Genomic DNA, 17,253 nt, shown 5'->3' on the forward strand with positions numbered 1-17,253 from the left:
GGTTTGCGTCCTCCGGGAAGGGCTCCGGGGACGCAAACCTCTTGATCTACGAAGCGGTCGCCGGCCGGGCCCCGGGGTGGGGCACGGCCGGGGTCCGGGTGGGTCAGCGGACCATGGAGCCGACCACGGGCTTGGTGAGCAGGGCGGACTGGTTGCGCTGGATGCCCGGGTCGAGGGTCTTGGCGACGAAGATGGCGTGCCAGATGCAGAAGATCAGCACCGTCCACACCTTGCGGGAGTGGTCGGCCTCCTCCCGCTTGTGCTCCTCCAGCAGCCGCATCGCGTACGACAGGTCAAGCAGGTCACCGGCGCCGGAGGTGGAGAGCACGTGCCGGGCCCACTCGTACATCTCGCCGCGCAGCCAGACCCGGGTGGGGGTCGGGAAGCCCAGCTTCCTGCGGTTGACGATGGCCGGCGGCACCACGCCCTGGAGCGCCTGGCGCATCGCGTACTTGGTGGCGTCGGAGCGCGGCGGGAGCTTGAGGTCCACCGGGATCCTCGACGCCACGTCGAAGACCGCCCGGTCCAGGAAGGGCACCCGCACCTCGAGCGAGTGGGCCATCGAGATGCGGTCGGCCTTGACCAGGATGTCGCCGCGCAGCCAGGTGTAGAGGTCGACGTACTGCATCTTGGTGACGTCGTCGAGTTCCGTGCACTCGGCGTAGATGGGCGCGGTGACGTCGGTGTAGCGGACCGAGGGGTCGTAGCGGCGCAGCAGGTGCTGCTTCTCCTCCTCGGTGAACATCCGGGCGTTGCCGTAGTAGCGCTGCTCGATCGGGGTGGTGCCGCGCTCCAGGAAGCTCTTGCCCTTCACCCCCTGCGGAATGGCCTTGGAGACCGCCCGCAGCCCCTTCTGCACCCCGTCCGGCAGCCCGTTGACCGAGCTCAACGACAGCGGCTCGCGGTAGATCGTGTAGCCGCCGAAGAACTCGTCGGCGCCCTCGCCGGAGAGCACCACGGTGACGTGCTCGGCGGCCTTCTTGGCCACGAAGTAGAGGGGCACCAGGGCCGGGTCGGCCACCGGGTCGTCCAGGTGCCAGATGATCTTCGGCAGCGCCTCGATCATGTCGTACGGCCCGATCTTGGTCGGGATGGTGGTGACGTCGAGGTGCCGGGCCGAGTCCTGGGCGACGTCGATCTCCGAGTAGCCCGGGACGTCGTAGCCGACGGTGAAGGTGAGGATGTTCGGGTTGAACTCCCGGGCCAGCGCCACCACGGCGGTCGAGTCGATGCCGCTGGAGAGGAACGAGCCGACCGGCACGTCGGAGCGCATGTGCATCCGGACGCTCTCCCGCAGCGTCTCCCGGATCTCGTGGTAGAGCCGCTGCTCGTCGTCGACCGGGGTCGGGCGGAACACCGGCCGGTACCACCGGCGCACGTCGATCCGCGCGCCCGGGGCCCAGGTCAGGTACTCGCCGGAGCCGATCCGGCTGATGCCCTTGTGCAGGGTGCCGGGCTCGGGCACGTACTGCAACGTCAGGTAGTGGCTGAGGTTGGCCGTGTCGATGCCGGCGTCGCCCTGGTAGTAGGAGTGCGCGAAGGGCAGCAGCGCCTTCTTCTCCGAGGCCAGGTAGAGGCCGTCGGCGGTCTCCAGGTAGTGCAGCGGCTTGATGCCGAAGTAGTCCCGGCCGCCGAACGCGCGGCGCTCCTGGCGGTCCCAGATGACGAAGGCGAACATGCCGCGCAGCCGGGTGAGCACCTGCTCGCCCCAGAAGTGGTAGCCGGCGACGATCACCTCACCGTCACCGGCGGTGGCGAACTGCGCGCCGAAGGTCCGGATCAGCTCCTCGCGCAGCTCGATGTAGTTGTAGATCTCGCCGTTGAAGGTGAGCAGGTAGCGCCCGTTCGCGTAGGACAGGGGCTCTTGGCTGGAGGCCACGTCGATGATCGCCAGCCGCTTGTGCGCGAACACCCCGTCCGCGTACCGGCCGGAGGCGTCGCCGACCACCTCGACACCGGTTTCGTCCGGTCCGCGGTGGTGCAGGCATTCCAACGCCCCGGCGATGTTGTCGCGGTGGGCGGCGGCGTCGCCGCGCGCGCTGAAGAAGGCCAGGAGTCCGCACATGGTGGTCATCTTTCCACGCGGCCCGAGCGGGCGTCGCGGCACCGCTGGGCTCTACCCCGCCGCGACGCTCCGCGGCCGGCCCGGCCCGCGTCGGGACCCGGCGAGGGGCGGCGGGCGCCGCGGACGGGCGGCATCCGTCGCCCACGGCGCTCCCGGCGGTCCCGGCCCGGCCGGGCCCCGACGGCGCGCGGTACCGTCTGACCTGCAACGACGCGGAGGGAGCAGGCATGACCGAGGGACGTACCGACAGCAGGCCGGCGGACGGCACCGAGTCGCACGACCCGGACTTCCCCGAGGCGTTCCTGGCGTTCATGCGGCAGGGCTGGCGGGACACCACCCTGCCGGTCGGCCCGCGGCCCGAGGTGCCGAACCACGCCAAGCGGCGGGCCGCGCTCTCGGCGGCCTTCCCGGGCGAGACCCTGGTGATCCCGACCGGCGGCGAGAAGGTACGCGCCAACGACACCGACCACCCGTTCCGGCCGGGCAGCGACTTCGCCTACCTGACCGGCGACCACGACCCGGACGGTGTGCTCGTGCTGCGGCCGAACGGGTCGGGCCACGACGCCACGCTGTACATGCGGCCCCGGTCGTCGCGGCTGACCGACGAGTTCTTCCGCAGCCGGCACGGCGAGCTGTGGGTCGGCCGGCGGCACACCCTGGCCGAGAAGTCGACCGAGCTGGGCCTGCCCACGGCGGACCTGACCGAGCTGGACGCGACGCTGGCCGACCTCGCGCCGGGGCGTACCCGGGTGCTGCGTGGCTTCGACGCGCGGGTGGACGCGGCCGTGCGCCCGTACGACGGCCACCGCGCCGGGGGCCAGCCGGCCCGCGACCGGGAGCTGGCGATCGCCATCTCGGAACTGAAGCTGGTCAAGGACGAGTGGGAGATCGCCCAGCTCCAGGAGGCGGTCGACGCGACCGTGCGGGGGTTCGAGGACGTGGCCCGGGCCCTGCCCGCGGACCGGGGCGTGTCGGAGCGCCTGCTGGAGGGGATCTTCGCGCTGCGCGCCCGGCACGACGGCAACGACGTCGGCTACGGCTCGATCGTCGGCGCGGGCGAGCACGCCACGATCCTGCACTGGGTGCACAACCACGGCACCACCCGGCCGGGCGAGCTGCTGCTGATGGACATGGGCGTGGAGAACCGCCACCTCTACACCGCCGACGTCACGCGGGTGCTGCCGGTCGACGGCCGCTTCACCCCGCTCCAGCGCGAGGTCTACGAGGCCGTCCACGCCGCGCAGCAGGCCGGCATCAACGCCATCCGGCCCGGCGTGGCGTTCCGCGAGGTCCACCTCACCGCGATGCGGGTGCTCGCCCAGGCGCTGTCCGACCTGGGCCTGCTGCCGGTGAGCGTCGACGAGGCGATGGACGGGGAGTCGACGGTCTACCGGCGCTGGACGCTGCACGGCACCAGCCACATGCTCGGCATCGACGTGCACGACTGCGCGAACGCCCGCAAGGAGAAGTACCGGGACGGCACGCTGGGCGAGGGCTACGTGCTCACCGTCGAGCCCGGGCTCTACTTCCAGCCGGAGGACGAGCTGGTCCCCGAGGAGCTGCGCGGGATCGGCATCCGGATCGAGGACGACATCCTGGTCACCGCGACCGGCGCGGTGAACCTCTCCGCCGGGCTGCCGCGGGCCGCCGACGAGGTGGAGACCTGGCTGGCCGAGCAGCGGGAGGCCGGTCCGCGCCTGCCGGGCTGATCTGAGGGGGTACGACCACCCGACGGGCCCCGCCGCCGGTCGCGACGTTCCGACGTCGACGCGACCGGCGGCGGGGCCCGTCGGCGTCAGCGCCGCGCACGCCCTTCCTGCCCGGACCCGCCGGGTTGACGCGTCGCATCCCATGTGAGGGGAATGCGGGCTTTTCTCGGATTCGCGCCTCTCGCGAGGAACCTTCTCATACGGTGGCTATCAGAGGCTACAAACCCATTTGTAGCTGGTCGCGCCGCTTCGGGTGGTGCGACCCCGTCTGGCAGCAGGAAAGGGCGGAAGGCTCTGATGTCCAATGACGTAACGACTCCCGACGGTGGCGCCCCCACGGGCGCACCGACCCGAGGGCGGCGCAAACTCTGGGTGGCTGCGGGCGTCGCCGGACTGACCGGCGTGGTCGGCCTGGCGGCACTGGGCGGCCTGGCCGCTCGCGACGACAAGTCCGGCGGCGCGGACCGGCTCTCGGACGCGCAGTCGTCAGCCCCGAAGCAGCACGTCAGCGACGCCGAAACGGCCGACCCGGGCTCCGGCGAGGAAGACGACAAGAAGGGCGGCCAGGACGCCCGCGGTGGCCAGGACGGCTGGCAGGACAAGGACTGGCAGGGCAAGGACGGCAAGGACTGGCAGGGCAAGAAGGGCCAGGACGGTCGCGACGGCAAGGATGGCAAGGACGGTCGCGACGGCAAGGACGCCAGGGAACTGCCGTGTGACACCGACGTGCTCATCGAGGCGGTCAACCGGGCCAACGAGGACAACGGCGGAGCGTTCAAGCTGGCCAAGGACTGCACCTACAAGTTCACCGAGCAGACCGCCAACAACGCCTTCCCCGTCATCGACCAGCGCATCACCATCCTGGGCAACAACTCGACGTTCTTCCACGACGGCAGCGAGTTGTTCCGGTTCTTCGAGGTCGCCTCCGGCGGTGAGCTGACCCTCAAGGACCTCACCCTCAAGGGCGGCCAGGTGACCGCCCCACCGCAGCTGCCCAGCCGCGCCAACGGCGGCGCCCTGCTCGTGCAGGAGGGCGGCGAAGCCACCCTCAAGCACACCAAGCTGGTCGACAACCGGGCCACCGGCACCGGCAACGGCGGCAACGGCGGCGCCATCTACAACCTCGGCGAGGTCGAGATCCACGACAGCACCCTCGCCGACAACCACGCCCGCGGCAACGGCGAGAACGGCGGCAACGGCGGCGCCATCTACAACGAAGGCGAACTGACCGTCCACGACTCCCGCATCGACAACAACACCGCCACCGGCACCGGCAACAGCGGCGGCGACGGCGGCGGCATCGCCAACCGCGACAACGGCATCACCACCATCGCCTACAGCCAGATCACCAACAACAAGTCCAGCAACGACGGCGGCGGCATCCACAGCGAAGACGACGCCCGCCTCACCGTCACCCGCACCAAGATCGCCCACAACACCGCCTGCGACAACGGCGGCGGCATCCACAACGACGGCGACTCCACCATGCTGCTGGAATACGTCATCATCGCCGGAAACAAGGCCACCGACGACGGCGGCGGCGTCTTCCACGACAGCGACAACATCGCCACCATCAAGCACACCCTCTTCGCCGACAACACCGCCGGCGACAACGGCGGCGGCCTGTTCAACGGCGACACCCTGAACCTCTACGACAGCGAGTTCAAGGGCAACCACGCCGAACAGGGCGGCGCCATCTACAACGACAACAACGCCGTCCTCACCATCCGCGACAGCAAGATCGTCGGCAACTTCGCCGCCGAAACCGCCGGCGCGGGCGGCATCTTCAACGCCAACAACGCCACCGTCAACCTCGACAACAAGACCATCATCAAGAAGAACGAACCCCGCAACTGCACCAACGTCCCCGGCTGCGCCAACTGAACCACCACATAACGAAGGGATCCCTTCCCCCGGGCCCGGGGGAAGGGATCCCTTCCGTGCGGGCGCCGGTCCGGGACGATCCCGCCCCGGAGGCTGCTGGCACGGCGCCGGCCTGTGGCGGGTTTCCGGACCGGTCGAGGCGACCCGCTGCTGGCACGGTGTCGCCCCGTGGTGGGTTTCCGGACCGGTTGAGGCGACGCGTGGCGCAAGCCGCCGGTTCGGCACGACTGCGGGCCGCACTCCTCGGCGTCCGGACCGTCCCCCCGTGGACCGTGTTACCCCTAACGTGGGTTCCTTTCGGATATGACCGTGAAGAGAAAAAGATTCTCATACGGTGGGCCTCAGTAGCTACAACCGATTTGTAGCCAGGGCAGCCCGCGGTGGCGGAGCCGCCCTGTCTGGTACGAGGAGAGAGCAGAGAGCTCCGATGTCCAACTACCTTCGCAAGAACGCCGAGAACACCGCGCCGAAGAGCCGGCGCAAGCTGTGGCTCGCCACCGGCGTCGCCGGGTTGACCGGCGTGGTCAGCCTCGCCGGCGTCACCGCCGCGAGCGCGGGCGCCGTCGGGGTCGACCAGCTCGCCGACCTGAAGTGGTCCACGGCCGAGCAGGTCGCCAGGGACGACGCCGCCGGCCGCGACGACCGTGCGGGCGAGACCGGCAAGGGCCAGGAGGGGCAGGACGCCCGCGGTGGCCAGGACGGCTGGCAGGACAAGGACTGGCAGGGCAAGGACGGCAAGGACTGGCAGGGCAAGAAGGGCCAGGACGGTCGCGACGGCAAGGATGGCAAGGACGGTCGCGACGGCAAGGACGCCAGGGAACTGCCGTGTGACACCGACGTGCTCATCGAGGCGGTCAACCGGGCCAACGAGGACAACGGCGGAGCGTTCAAGCTGGCCAAGGACTGCACCTACAAGTTCACCGAGCAGACCGCCAACAACGCCTTCCCCGTCATCGACCAGCGCATCACCATCCTGGGCAACAACTCGACGTTCTTCCACGACGGCAGCGAGTTGTTCCGGTTCTTCGAGGTCGCCTCCGGCGGTGAGCTGACCCTCAAGGACCTCACCCTCAAGGGCGGCCAGGTGACCGCCCCACCGCAGCTGCCCAGCCGCGCCAACGGCGGCGCCCTGCTCGTGCAGGAGGGCGGCGAAGCCACCCTCAAGCACACCAAGCTGGTCGACAACCGGGCCACCGGCACCGGCAACGGCGGCAACGGCGGCGCCATCTACAACCTCGGCGAGGTCGAGATCCACGACAGCACCCTCGCCGACAACCACGCCCGCGGCAACGGCGAGAACGGCGGCAACGGCGGCGCCATCTACAACGAAGGCGAACTGACCGTCCACGACTCCCGCATCGACAACAACACCGCCACCGGCACCGGCAACAGCGGCGGCGACGGCGGCGGCATCGCCAACCGCGACAACGGCATCACCACCATCGCCTACAGCCAGATCACCAACAACAAGTCCAGCAACGACGGCGGCGGCATCCACAGCGAAGACGACGCCCGCCTCACCGTCACCCGCACCAAGATCGCCCACAACACCGCCTGCGACAACGGCGGCGGCATCCACAACGACGGCGACTCCACCATGCTGCTGGAATACGTCATCATCGCCGGAAACAAGGCCACCGACGACGGCGGCGGCGTCTTCCACGACAGCGACAACATCGCCACCATCAAGCACACCCTCTTCGCCGACAACACCGCCGGCGACAACGGCGGCGGCCTGTTCAACGGCGACACCCTGAACCTCTACGACAGCGAGTTCAAGGGCAACCACGCCGAACAGGGCGGCGCCATCTACAACGACAACAACGCCGTCCTCACCATCCGCGACAGCAAGATCGTCGGCAACTTCGCCGCCGAAACCGCCGGCGCGGGCGGCATCTTCAACGCCAACAACGCCACCGTCAACCTCGACAACAAGACCATCATCAAGAAGAACGAACCCCGCAACTGCACCAACGTCCCCGGCTGCGCCAACTGACGACAGTCACGCGACATCGGCCGCAACGGCGTCGGCTGACGCCAGGGACGGTCCGGCCCCCTTCCGCTGGGCGGAAGGGGGCCGGACACGTGTGACACCTACTGCTGGACGAAGACCGCCACGCTGCGGGCCGGCACGGTGAACGTGCCGCTGGCCCGGTCGAACGAGGCCGTACGCAGCGTCTCGTCGGCCGAGGTCCGCAGCACCGGGTGCAGCGCGACGTCCGCCCCGCGCAGCCCGGTCAGCCGCTGCTCCGCCGTCTCGGCGGTGGCGTTGAAGACCACCGTCACCGACTTCCACCGCCCGTCGAGGCCTCGGCCGTCCAGCGTCATGGTGAGCACGCCGGGGGTCTCCGCCGCGCCGGAGAGCGGGAAGGCGACCCGCTTCTGCACCTGCTCCGCCGTGGTCAGCCCGAAGACCGGCGAGGAGCCCCGGATCTTCAGCAGCTCGGCGTAGCGGGCGTCGGCCAGGTTGATCGCCGCGCAGTCCGGCACCAGCGCCGGGTCGGCCAGCAGCGGCTTGGCGTACGGCCACTTGTCCCGGTTGTCCTGCTCGGGCGGCAGGCCGGCGCCGAAGCCGTTGCCCTGGGCGCAGTCCCAGCGGATCTGGTTGAACCAGTCGCCGGAGTTGTACGAGTTGCGGTCCAGCGACTTCGAGCGCAGCCGCTCGGTGCCGGTGGTGACGAACCCGGGCCCCTGCCCCATCACCACCGTGCTCAGCGCCAGCACCTGCATCCGGGCCCGGTCCGCCGCCGGGGTCTCCTGCGGCAGCTTGTACGCCAGCGCGTCGTACAGGATCTCGTTGTCGTGCGCGTCGACGTAGGTGACCGCCTCCCCCGGCGCGGCGGTGTAGCCGGCGGGCGAGCCGTTGTAGTCGACCTGCGCTCCGGTCACCCGCCGGCCCGACGAGTCCGTGAACCGGTACCCGCGCAGGTTGCCGGTGAGCCCCACCTTGATCAGGTCGTGCTGGTGCAGCAGGCGGGCCCGCTGCTCGGCCGTGGACCCGTTCACGGCGTCGCCGTTGGGGTCGGTGAACAGGCCGGAGGCGAAGCCCTGCACCCGGGGGTTGGCGTCGAACGGCCCGCCCCCGCGCACCGCGTCGCGGAGCCGGTCGTTGAAGGTGCCGATCCCGGTGCCGGCCATGTTGGCCTGGGTGGCCTGCACGAACCGGGCGTCGTCGGCGACCTCGCCGAAGTTCCAGCCCTCCCCGTAGAGCAGGATCTTCTTGCCGTCCACGCCGTCGCGGGCGACGGTCAGCGCGTCGAGCGCCTCGCGCACGGCCAGGATGTTCGCCTTCGGGTGGTGGCCCATCAGGTCGAACCGGAAACCGTCCACCTTGTACGCGCGGGCCCAGGTGACCAGCGAGTCCACCACGAGCTTGCCCATCATGGCGTGCTCGGGGGCGGTGTTGGCGCAGCAGGTCGAGTTGGCGACGCTGCCGTCGTCGAGCAACCGGTGGTAGTAGCCGGGCACGATCTGGTCGAGCACCGACTTCGGGTCGGCGCCCGCCGCCGAGGTGTGGTTGTAGACGACGTCCATCACCACGCGCAGCCCGGAGCCGTTGACGCCGGCCACCATCTGCCGGAACTCGGTGGTGCGCCGCGCCCCGGCCGGGTCGACGGCGTAGCCGCCCTCCGGCACGGTGTAGTGCAGCGGGTCGTACCCCCAGTTGTAGCCGTCGGTGTCCGCCACGGCCGCGACGCACTTCTGCTGCTGCTCGGAGTCCGGCGGCAGCGCGGCCAGGTCGCAGGCCGGCTGCCGCTGGTCGGCGCGTCGCTCGGGGATCGTGGCGAAGTCGAACGCGGGCAGCAGGTGCAGGTGGGTCACCCCGGCGTCGCCGAGCGCCTTCAGGTGCTTCATGCCGGCGGTGCCCGGGTCGGTGAAGGCGAGGTAGGTGCCCCGCCGCTCGGCCGGCACCGTGCTGTCGGCGATCGAGAAGTCCCGCACGGAGAGCTCGGAGATCTGCACCTTCGTCGACGGCACCGCCGCCGGCTTGCGCAGCGACGCCCAACCGGCCGGCGCGAACGCCGGGTCGGCGAGGTCCACGATCTGGCTGTGCGTGGAGTCGGGCGCCAGCGCCAGCGAGTACGGGTCGGTCACGGCGGCGGCGACCACCTTCTGCACCGCCGGCTGCCACGCCTCGACCTGGTACCGGTAGTACCTGCCGGTCCAGTCGCGGGCGCCGCGCACCGACCAGACGCCGGTGCGGTCGTCCCGGCGCATCGTCACCGTCCTCGGCGTCGCGGTCGGCGAGTCGAAGAGCTGCAACGACACCCGCCGCGCCGTCGGCGCCCAGACCGCGAGCGTCGGCACCCCGCCGGCGAAGGTCGGCCCGAGCCTCGCGTCGGTGGCCCGGGCGTAGACGTCGTCGAGCACGCCGGGGATCTGCACGCCGGTGGCGGCGAGCAGGGTGCCCGCGGCGTCCCGCTCGGTCACCAGGAGCTGCCCGCGCAGGGCCGCCGGGACCTTCGCCAGGTCCCGCCGGTCGAGCGTGAAGCCGCGGTGCGCCCACAGGTGCGGGAAGGCCGCGCGCTGGGCCTCGGTGAGCCCGTTGCGCTGCGCGGTCAACGGCAGCGTCGTGTACGTCCCGGCGAGGTCGCCGTCGGCGACGGTCACCCCGCCGGCCGGGGCGGCGACGAGGGCGTACGTCCTGCCGTCGGTGGGCCCGGTCTGCCAGGCGACGGTGGAGCGGTCGATCCAGTGCGCCTTCTGCTTCGTGATGTCGACGTCCCGGCCGGTGGCGGACGCGGTGGAGGGCAGCAGCCGCCCGGGCGTGCCGGCGAGCAGCCACACCTCGCGCCCGGCGTCGGCGAAGTCGAGCCGCTGGTCGGTCGGCAGGTCCTTCTCGTCGCCGGAGTGGAAGATGTAGCTCAGCCCGGTCGCCCCGGCGGCCAGCGGCACCTGGAAGACCGCGCCGAAGGCGTCGACGCGGGCCGGGGCGAGCGGGGTGGCCCAGTCCGTCGGGTTGGCCGCGCCGTCCCACAGGTGCAGGCCCCAGCCGTCGTAGTTGCCGTCGGCGCGGCGGTAGTGGATGACGGCGGTGCCGTCCGCCACCGGCGGGTCGGGTTCGCCGGTGGCGGCCTGCCTGCTCGGATAGGTCGCCGGGTCGCCCTGCTTGACCCACACCTCGCCGGTCTGCGTCACGTCGATCGTCCGATCCTGTCCGACGTCCTTGTTCCCGGCCTTGTCGACCACCAGGAAGCCGACCGACTTCGCGCCCGGCTTGAGCTTCACCCAGGCGAACCGGCCGTAGGAGTCCTCCCCGGCGAACGGCTGTCCCTTGGGCCACTCGGTGACGTACGCGGGGTCGATGTCACCCCAGGCGTAGAGGCCCCAGTCGTCGTAGCCGCCGGCCGGGCGCTGGTAGTGCACCACGGCCCACTCGCGGGAGGCGGACTGCGCCGGGGTGCCCACGGTCGCGGTGGACCGGGTGCTCGCGGTGCGGCCCTTCCCGTCGCGGACGACGGCCTTGTACTCGACCTTCGTGCCGCCGGCCAGCCCGGTCAGGTCGTGGTGCACTGTGTACGGCGCCCGGTCGGCGCTGCCGAGCAGCGTCCACCTGCCGCCGGCCACGCGGGCGGCGACGGTGACGGTGGCCAGCGGGTCGCCGGTGACCTGGGCGGTGACGGCGGCCTTCGTGGCGACGGGCTCGCCGGGCGCCGGGGCGGTGATCGTGATCCGGGGCGCGGCGTCGGGCAGCGCGATCGGCGTGCCGGCGCGGTGCACCACGGCCGACAGCGGCGGCACGGTCAGCGTGAGCTTGCCGTCCGCGCCGGCGACCGGGGCGGCCGATCCGCCGTACACGCCGGTGAAGGTGGCGCCGGCCGACCACGTGTCCACGGTGACAGTCTGCGCGGTCGCGGCGTTGTTAACCGCCACGACGTACTCGGTGCGCTGCTTCGGGTCGATCCGGGAGAACGCGAAGACGCCGGGGCCGTCGGCGGCGTACCTGCCGACCTGCACGCCGTCGCGCAGCGCCGGGTGCGCCTGGCGCAACGCGCCCAGCTCGGCGATGGCCCGGTAGAGCGGGTGGCTGCGGTCGAACTGGTCGCTGGCGTGCGTACGGTCGGTGCCGAGCAGGTCGTCGTCGAGGTAGTCGGGCGTGCGGGAGGCGAACATGTCCTGCCGGGCGTCCTTGTCACCGCCCGGGCCGGTGAAGCCCTGCTCGTCGCCGGAGTAGACCACCGGCTGGCCCCGGGTGAGGAACATCAGCTCGTGGGCGAGCCGGTCGCGGCGCAGGTGGGTGGCCGGGTCGGTGCCGCCGCCGGCGATGAACGAGCCGATCCGGCCCATGTCGTGGTTGCCGAGGAAGGTGGTCAGCCGGCTCGCGTCGGTGTCCCGGGCGCGGTAGAGGTCGTCGCGGGCGTACACGTCGGCGAGCGCCTTCGCGGAGCCGTCGCCTGCGGTGTAGCCGCGCGCCGCCTCCTGGAAGGCGAAGTCGAGGGTGGCCGGCAGGCCGCCGCGCCGCACGTAGGTCGAGGTGATCTCCGGGTCGGCGCTGTAGACCTCGCCGAACATGAAGAAGTCCTTCTTGCCCGCGCGGTCCGCGGCGCGCTCGATGCCCTGGCTGAACTGCGGCCAGAAGTCGAGGTTGGCGTGCTTGACGGTGTCCAGCCGGAAGCCGTCGACGCCGGTGGACGCCACCCAGTCGGAGTAGACCTTGGTGAGGCCGCGCACCACCTCGGGGCGCTCGGTCCACAGGTCGTCGAGGCCGAAGAAGTCGCCGTACTCGCTGTTCTCCCCGGCGAAGGTGGAGTCGCCCCGGTTGTGGTACATCGTCGGGTCGTTCAGCCAGGCCGGGACCTTGACCTTCGCGTCGGCCGGATTCGCGAACGTCGGGGTGTACGGAAACGACGTCGTGTCCACCCTGGGGAAGCCCCGGCTGCCGTCGGCGTAGTTGCGGTCCTCGAAGGGGCGCCCCTGCGCGTCGGTGTACGGGGAGGTCGCCTTGTCCACGTAGCTGTACTTGTCCTCGGCGTACCTGATGACGTCGGCGGTGTGGTTGACGATGACGTCGAGATAGACCTTGATCCCCCGCCGGTGGGCGAGCGAGACCAGGCGCTTGAGGTCCTCGTTGGTGCCGAAGTGCGGGTCGACCTGGGTGAAGTCGGTGATCCAGTAGCCGTGGTAGCCCGCGGAGACGTCGGCCCCGGTGCCCTGCACGGGGCGGTTCTTGAAGATGGGGGCGAGCCAGATGGCCGTCGTGCCGAGCCCCTCGATGTAGTCGAGCCGGTCCATGACGCCCTTGAGGTCGCCGCCGTGGTAGAAGCCCTTGTCCTCCGGGTCGAGGCCGGTGGAGAGGCGGTCCCCGGTGAGGCCGCCGGTGTCGTTGCGCCGGTCGCCGTTGGCGAACCGGTCCGGCAGGACGAAGTAGAACTGCTCGGCGCGGGCCTGGCGGCTTCCGGCGGAGAGCAGCGCCTCCGCCGAGGGCTCGGTGCGCCACTGCGCGGCGCCGGCGGTGACCAGCGGGCCGGTGCCGTCGGGGGCGTCGGCGCCGAGCTGGCGCACCGCCAGCGGGGTGCCGAGGAGGGTGAGGGTGAGCAGGGAGACGAGGGCGAGCAGGGCCTTGCGCGGTATCGGCGGGGGTTTCATCGACGCCTTCCTCTGGTCGCTGACTGGCCCGCACGCTAGCTCTTGCCGAAACGTTCTGCAATACCTTGCAAACAAAGTCGTAACACGGCAGCAGGCTTGCAAAACGTACGGCCCGGCGGGTTCACGCCGGGCCGTACGGGACAGGGGCGGGCTAGAGGCGGCAGGCGGTGCCGTCGACCGTGCAGCTCGTCGGGCGGCTCTGCGTGCCCTCGACGTAGAACCGCAGCGTGGCCGACGCGCCGGCGGGCAGGTCGGCGCCGCTGCGGTAGGTGAAACCGTCGTCGATCCGCTGCGCCGTCCCCTGTGGCGCGCCCTCGATCCACGCGCTGCCCAGCCGCGCTTCCGGGAAGGTCAGCCGCGCCGTCCAGTCCCGGCCGGCCGACGACGTGTTGCTGACCAGCACCTCCCCGACGAACCCGTCGGCGTACGACTCCACGACCCGGTAGCGGCCCGTCAGCGGTGACGCCGACGACGGCGGCGCGACCAGGGCCGTCTCCTCGCTCCCGCTCGGGGTCGGGGACGGCGGGGCGCTGCTGCGGGCGGGCGTGGACCGCGTCGGGGTGGGCCGGACGGTGGAGCGGCCGGACGACGTGGCCGACGCCCGGGGTGAGCGCGTGGCCGTCGGGCTGGTCGCCGACGGCTCCGGATCGGCCAGGCCGACGGTCGGCAGCGGCGGGCCGGGCTGCGCGTCGAACGCGGGGCCCCGCCCCCGGTAGGTGCCGAGCGCGATGGCCAGCAGGACCACCATCACCACGACGCCGACGGACACCACGATCCACGGCGAGGACGCGATGGCGGTCGTGCCGTAGGACTTGCTCGATGTGCGGCGCGTGCCGGACATGCCCCTCCTCCCGCGGTCGTCCGGGGCAGCGTAGCCGTCCGTGGCGACATGGTGCGACCGTCCGGGCGCGCCGCGTACGCTGCCGCGCGGGCGCGGGCGCCGCCGGAGGGCGTGCGGGGTCCGGGCGGCGGTCAGGCGCTGCGCAGGACGGTGCAGATGACCGGACCGTCGTCGGTGGACCGCAGCAGGTAGCGGTAGCGCTCGCCGGGGACCGCCCGGCCGTGGCTGTCCAGGAACTCCCACTCCACGGTCACCATGGTCAGCAGCGCCGACATCGGCTGCACGTCCTCGATGGCCGCGTGCGCCGCGACCAGCTCGCGCTCCTGGTAGTCGGGGGCGGCGCCCACGAAGGACAGCGCCACCGCCGCCGGCGAGGTGAACGAGAAGCTGTACGTGTCGGCCACCACCATCCCCGGCAGGGCGTAACAGCCGGCGATGGCGGGCACGTCGCCGGTGGTCAGCGCCACGCCGTACCGGTCGAAGAAGTCGGTCAGCGTGTCCAGATCGGTCGAGGCTCTCACGGGGACAGGAATTGCCGGCCGGACGGCGGACCAAACCTCAGCGCGGCGGGATGCGCACCTCGATCTCGGACCCGAGCCGGGCGCCGCCCGCGAGACCGAGGTCGTCGCCGCTCCAGAACCGGCCCGGGTCGTACCAGTTGGGACGCCGCCCGGCCGGCAGCAGCCCCATCGCCTCGTAGGTCACCGCCACCACCTCCGCGCAGTACGCCGTCTCCAGTGCACGGTCGCGCACGGCGGCCCCGGCGCGGCCGGGCGCGGGTGTCCCGGCGCGGCCGGGCGCCGGAGTGCGGGGGTGGTCCCCGTCGCGGCCGGGCAGGGCCGGCAGCCGCACCGCCGGGACCCGACCCCGCAGCCAGCGCCAGGCGAGCTGGGCGGTGGACGGGAACGGGGTGCCGTCCAGGCGGGCGACGGTCTGCAGCACCGCCTTCTCCATCTCCGCGTCGACCGCCGGGTCGAGCTGGCGCAGCCAGGCCCGCTGGCCGTACCGGTTGGCCCAGACGCAGACCGCGTCGCGCAGGTCGTGCAGCTGCACGCCGCGCTGGTGGGTGCCCGTCCACATGTCGGGCAGCGACCTGCCCAGCTCGGCGTGCCACATCAGGGGTGGCATGTCGTCCAGCACGACCGCCATGCCGACGTGGTTGACCGGGCTGTTGGTGGTCAACTGGATGGCCCGGTCGGGCACGCTGCGGCCCCGGAACACCCACACGTCGCCGGTGCGGGTCAGATCCACGGCCTCGTCCAGGCTGATGCTCATGGGGGTCTACCCTAGGCCGATGCGGCAACGGATGCGGTGGTGGAAGGTGCTCGGGCTGGCCGGACTCGCCGGCGTCGCGGCGTCGGGCGTGGTCATCGCCCGCGCGGAACGGCGGCGCCGGGCGTACACCCCGGAGGAGATCCGGGCCCGGCTGCGCGACCGGCACGCGGAGGCGACGACGCCCGCCGACGACGCGCGCTGAGCACCGCCGGCGTCAGTCGACGTCGTGGTGGTTGCGGTCCCAGCGCCCGCCGACGGGCGGCGTGTCGAGCCGGACCGCCCCGGCCGCGTTGCCGGCGAGGTCGTTGTCCTCGATCCGGCAGGAGACGCAGCTGCCGGCCGGGGTGATCCAGAGCCCGTAGGTCTGGGTCTGCTCGTCGCGGTGGTCCCAGATCCGGTTGCCGCGCACAGTGGCCGAGTCGAACGGCGCGTTGACGGTGATGCCGGCCCGGATCGGCGGGGCCGCCGGCAGTTCGTACGACACTCCGGGCGGCGGCGTGTCCTCGTTCCAGCCGGTCGGGGAATCCGCCCGCACCTCGGCGAGGGCGAGGTCGGTGGCGGTGTTGGACACCACGACCGCCGTCCGTGACCCGACCCGCTGTACCGGTCGCGGCTCGCGCCGTGCTGCACCGTCGTCCAGAAGGCCAGCGGGGTCGGGTCCGCCCGGTTTCCCTCGTTGCTGAGCAGGAACCGCGTCGTCCCCGACCCCGCGCCGACCAGCGACACCCCGCTGCGCCAGACCGTGCCGGCCTCCCGGATCGAGTAGATCCCCGGCGGGCAGTAGATGACCCGGGCCCGCCCGTCGGCGCCGTAGCCCTCGCCGAGGCGGTCGACCAGGGCCGACAGCGCCGGCTGGTCGTTCGTCACGCCGTCGCCGCGCAGTCCGAACTCCCGCGCGTCGCACCACAGGGGCGCCCCGGCGACCGGGGTGAGCCGGTTCGGGACGGCGGTGGACAGGCCCTGGTGCGGCATCCGACCCTCCTCCTCCGACGTCCGGTCGTCCGGCGCGTTTCCGCCGCACCCGGGCGGAAACGCGCTACCCGGCCGGCGTGGGCCGGTCCGACGACGCGGCCGCCGAGGGGCCGGGCTCCGCGTCGGCGCCGGGCGTCGCGCCGCTGCGGCGCACCGCCTCCGCCAGCGCCCCGGCGGTACGCCCCACGAGCGCGCCGCCGTCGTCGAGCAGCAGCAGGGGCCGCTGGATCAGCTCCGGCGCGGCGACCATCGCCTCGATCCAGCGCGGCTCGGCCGCCTCGTCCCGCGGCCAGTCGGCCATGCCGAGGGCCACCGCGGCGGGCTCCTGCATGCGGCAGACGTCCCAGGGGCGCGCGTCGAGCCGGCGCAGCACCTCGGTCAACTCCGCCGCGCTCGGTGGCCGGTCCAGGTACGGGCGCACCGCGTACCCCACCCCCGCCTCGTCGAGGGCGGTGCGGGCGGCGGCGCACTTCGAGCAGGACGGGTTGTTCCAGATCTCCATGCCGGCCATGGTCGCAGTTGCCCCGCCTCCGGCGGATGTGCGGTTGGGGCATGGTGTCCGGTTCGGGGGCGACCCGCTCGGGCGGCTAGTCCGGTTTGTGGGGTTTTGCGGTGGCGGGCGCCACCGGGCCGGCGGGCATGGGTCGGGGGCCCGGGTCGTTGTAACCATCGTGAGCGCGTGACCCCCCGGGCCTTCGGCGGCCGGGGCGACGGTCGGAATGCCGGCCGGGCCCGCGTCGTTACATCCCCCCGGACGCGCCCCACCCCTCGTCGAGGGCGTACCTGGTTTTCGACCTTTCCTTTCACGTGGCGCACCCGCCCCCCTTGGTGTGTGTCCGCGTACCCCCGATCGAAAGGTGCCGACCATCATGCGTACCGACATCTTCCGTAGGACCGCTCTGACCGTGGCCGGGCTCGCC

At 72.1% G+C, this 17,253-nt stretch carries 10 protein-coding genes and 1 pseudogene; 4 read left to right on the plus strand and 7 right to left on the minus strand.

The window, feature by feature from the left end:
- Positions 1-103: 103 nt before the first annotated feature.
- On the minus strand, positions 104-2,065 hold the full coding sequence (asnB, locus tag AB0G08_RS20795; RefSeq protein ID WP_358090310.1) for an asparagine synthase (glutamine-hydrolyzing): 1,962 nt from the start codon (positions 2,063-2,065) through the stop codon (positions 104-106).
- Positions 2,066-2,292: 227 nt separating this feature from the next.
- Between asnB and AB0G08_RS20800 the strand changes: the two genes are divergently transcribed.
- The 3 genes from AB0G08_RS20800 to AB0G08_RS20810 all read left to right on the plus strand — a co-directional run bounded on the left by AB0G08_RS20800 (position 2,293) and on the right by AB0G08_RS20810 (position 7,654).
- Positions 2,293-3,774, plus strand: a complete 1,482-nt coding sequence (locus AB0G08_RS20800) for an aminopeptidase P family protein (RefSeq protein ID WP_358090313.1) — start codon at positions 2,293-2,295, stop codon at positions 3,772-3,774.
- A 297-nt stretch (positions 3,775-4,071) separates the two neighbouring features.
- Entirely contained in the window at positions 4,072-5,658 is a 1,587-nt protein-coding gene (locus tag AB0G08_RS20805; protein ID WP_358090315.1) for a hypothetical protein, read from the plus strand.
- Between the two features lie 427 nt (positions 5,659-6,085).
- The gene (locus AB0G08_RS20810; RefSeq protein WP_358090318.1) at positions 6,086-7,654 is read left to right on the plus strand and encodes a hypothetical protein; all 1,569 of its coding nucleotides are present in this window, start codon (positions 6,086-6,088) and stop codon (positions 7,652-7,654) included.
- A 98-nt stretch (positions 7,655-7,752) separates the two neighbouring features.
- On the opposite strand, the gene pulA is transcribed toward AB0G08_RS20810, so the two are convergent.
- The 4 genes from pulA to AB0G08_RS20830 form a co-directional block, all read right to left on the minus strand.
- Positions 7,753-13,245, minus strand: a complete 5,493-nt coding sequence (gene pulA, locus AB0G08_RS20815; RefSeq protein ID WP_358090321.1) for a pullulanase-type alpha-1,6-glucosidase — start codon at positions 13,243-13,245, stop codon at positions 7,753-7,755.
- Between the two features lie 151 nt (positions 13,246-13,396).
- Positions 13,397-14,086 (minus strand): cellulose binding domain-containing protein, encoded by a 690-nt coding sequence (locus tag AB0G08_RS20820; RefSeq protein ID WP_358090324.1) that lies wholly within the window; start codon positions 14,084-14,086, stop codon positions 13,397-13,399.
- 131 nt (positions 14,087-14,217) lie between these two features.
- Complete coding sequence (locus AB0G08_RS20825) at positions 14,218-14,607, minus strand: hypothetical protein (protein ID WP_358090327.1); 390 nt, start codon at positions 14,605-14,607, stop codon at positions 14,218-14,220.
- A gap of 37 nt (positions 14,608-14,644) precedes the next feature.
- Complete coding sequence (locus AB0G08_RS20830) at positions 14,645-15,361, minus strand: hypothetical protein (protein WP_358090330.1); 717 nt, start codon at positions 15,359-15,361, stop codon at positions 14,645-14,647.
- A 19-nt stretch (positions 15,362-15,380) separates the two neighbouring features.
- On the opposite strand from AB0G08_RS20830, the gene AB0G08_RS20835 reads away from it, so the two are divergent.
- A complete protein-coding gene (locus AB0G08_RS20835) occupies positions 15,381-15,563 on the plus strand; it encodes a hypothetical protein (RefSeq protein WP_357879638.1) in 183 nt (60 codons plus the stop codon).
- A 12-nt stretch (positions 15,564-15,575) separates the two neighbouring features.
- Here the strand turns inward: AB0G08_RS20835 and AB0G08_RS20840 are convergent.
- Positions 15,576-16,333, minus strand: a pseudogene (locus AB0G08_RS20840) (glycosyl hydrolase family 28-related protein).
- Positions 16,334-16,397: 64 nt separating this feature from the next.
- On the minus strand, positions 16,398-16,835 hold the full coding sequence (locus tag AB0G08_RS20845; protein ID WP_358090332.1) for an ArsC/Spx/MgsR family protein: 438 nt from the start codon (positions 16,833-16,835) through the stop codon (positions 16,398-16,400).
- Positions 16,836-17,253 lie beyond the last annotated feature (418 nt).

The sequence above is a fragment of the Micromonospora sp. NPDC023644 genome (assembly GCF_040640115.1).
In the GTDB taxonomy this organism is placed as follows: Bacteria; Actinomycetota; Actinomycetes; order Mycobacteriales; family Micromonosporaceae; genus Micromonospora.

Coding starts and splice junctions, on each gene's coding strand:
- AB0G08_RS20810 (WP_358090318.1), top strand. CDS start 6,086: ATGTCCAACTACCTTCGCAAGAACGCCGAGAACACCGCGCCGAAGAGC.
- AB0G08_RS20820 (WP_358090324.1), bottom strand. CDS start 14,086: ATGTCCGGCACGCGCCGCACATCGAGCAAGTCCTACGGCACGACCGCC.
- AB0G08_RS20835 (WP_357879638.1), top strand. CDS start 15,381: ATGCGGCAACGGATGCGGTGGTGGAAGGTGCTCGGGCTGGCCGGACTC.
- AB0G08_RS20830 (WP_358090330.1), bottom strand. CDS start 15,361: ATGAGCATCAGCCTGGACGAGGCCGTGGATCTGACCCGCACCGGCGAC.
- AB0G08_RS20800 (WP_358090313.1), top strand. CDS start 2,293: ATGACCGAGGGACGTACCGACAGCAGGCCGGCGGACGGCACCGAGTCG.
- AB0G08_RS20805 (WP_358090315.1), top strand. CDS start 4,072: ATGTCCAATGACGTAACGACTCCCGACGGTGGCGCCCCCACGGGCGCA.
- AB0G08_RS20845 (WP_358090332.1), bottom strand. CDS start 16,835: ATGGAGATCTGGAACAACCCGTCCTGCTCGAAGTGCGCCGCCGCCCGC.
- asnB (WP_358090310.1), bottom strand. CDS start 2,065: ATGTGCGGACTCCTGGCCTTCTTCAGCGCGCGCGGCGACGCCGCCGCC.
- pulA (WP_358090321.1), bottom strand. CDS start 13,245: ATGAAACCCCCGCCGATACCGCGCAAGGCCCTGCTCGCCCTCGTCTCC.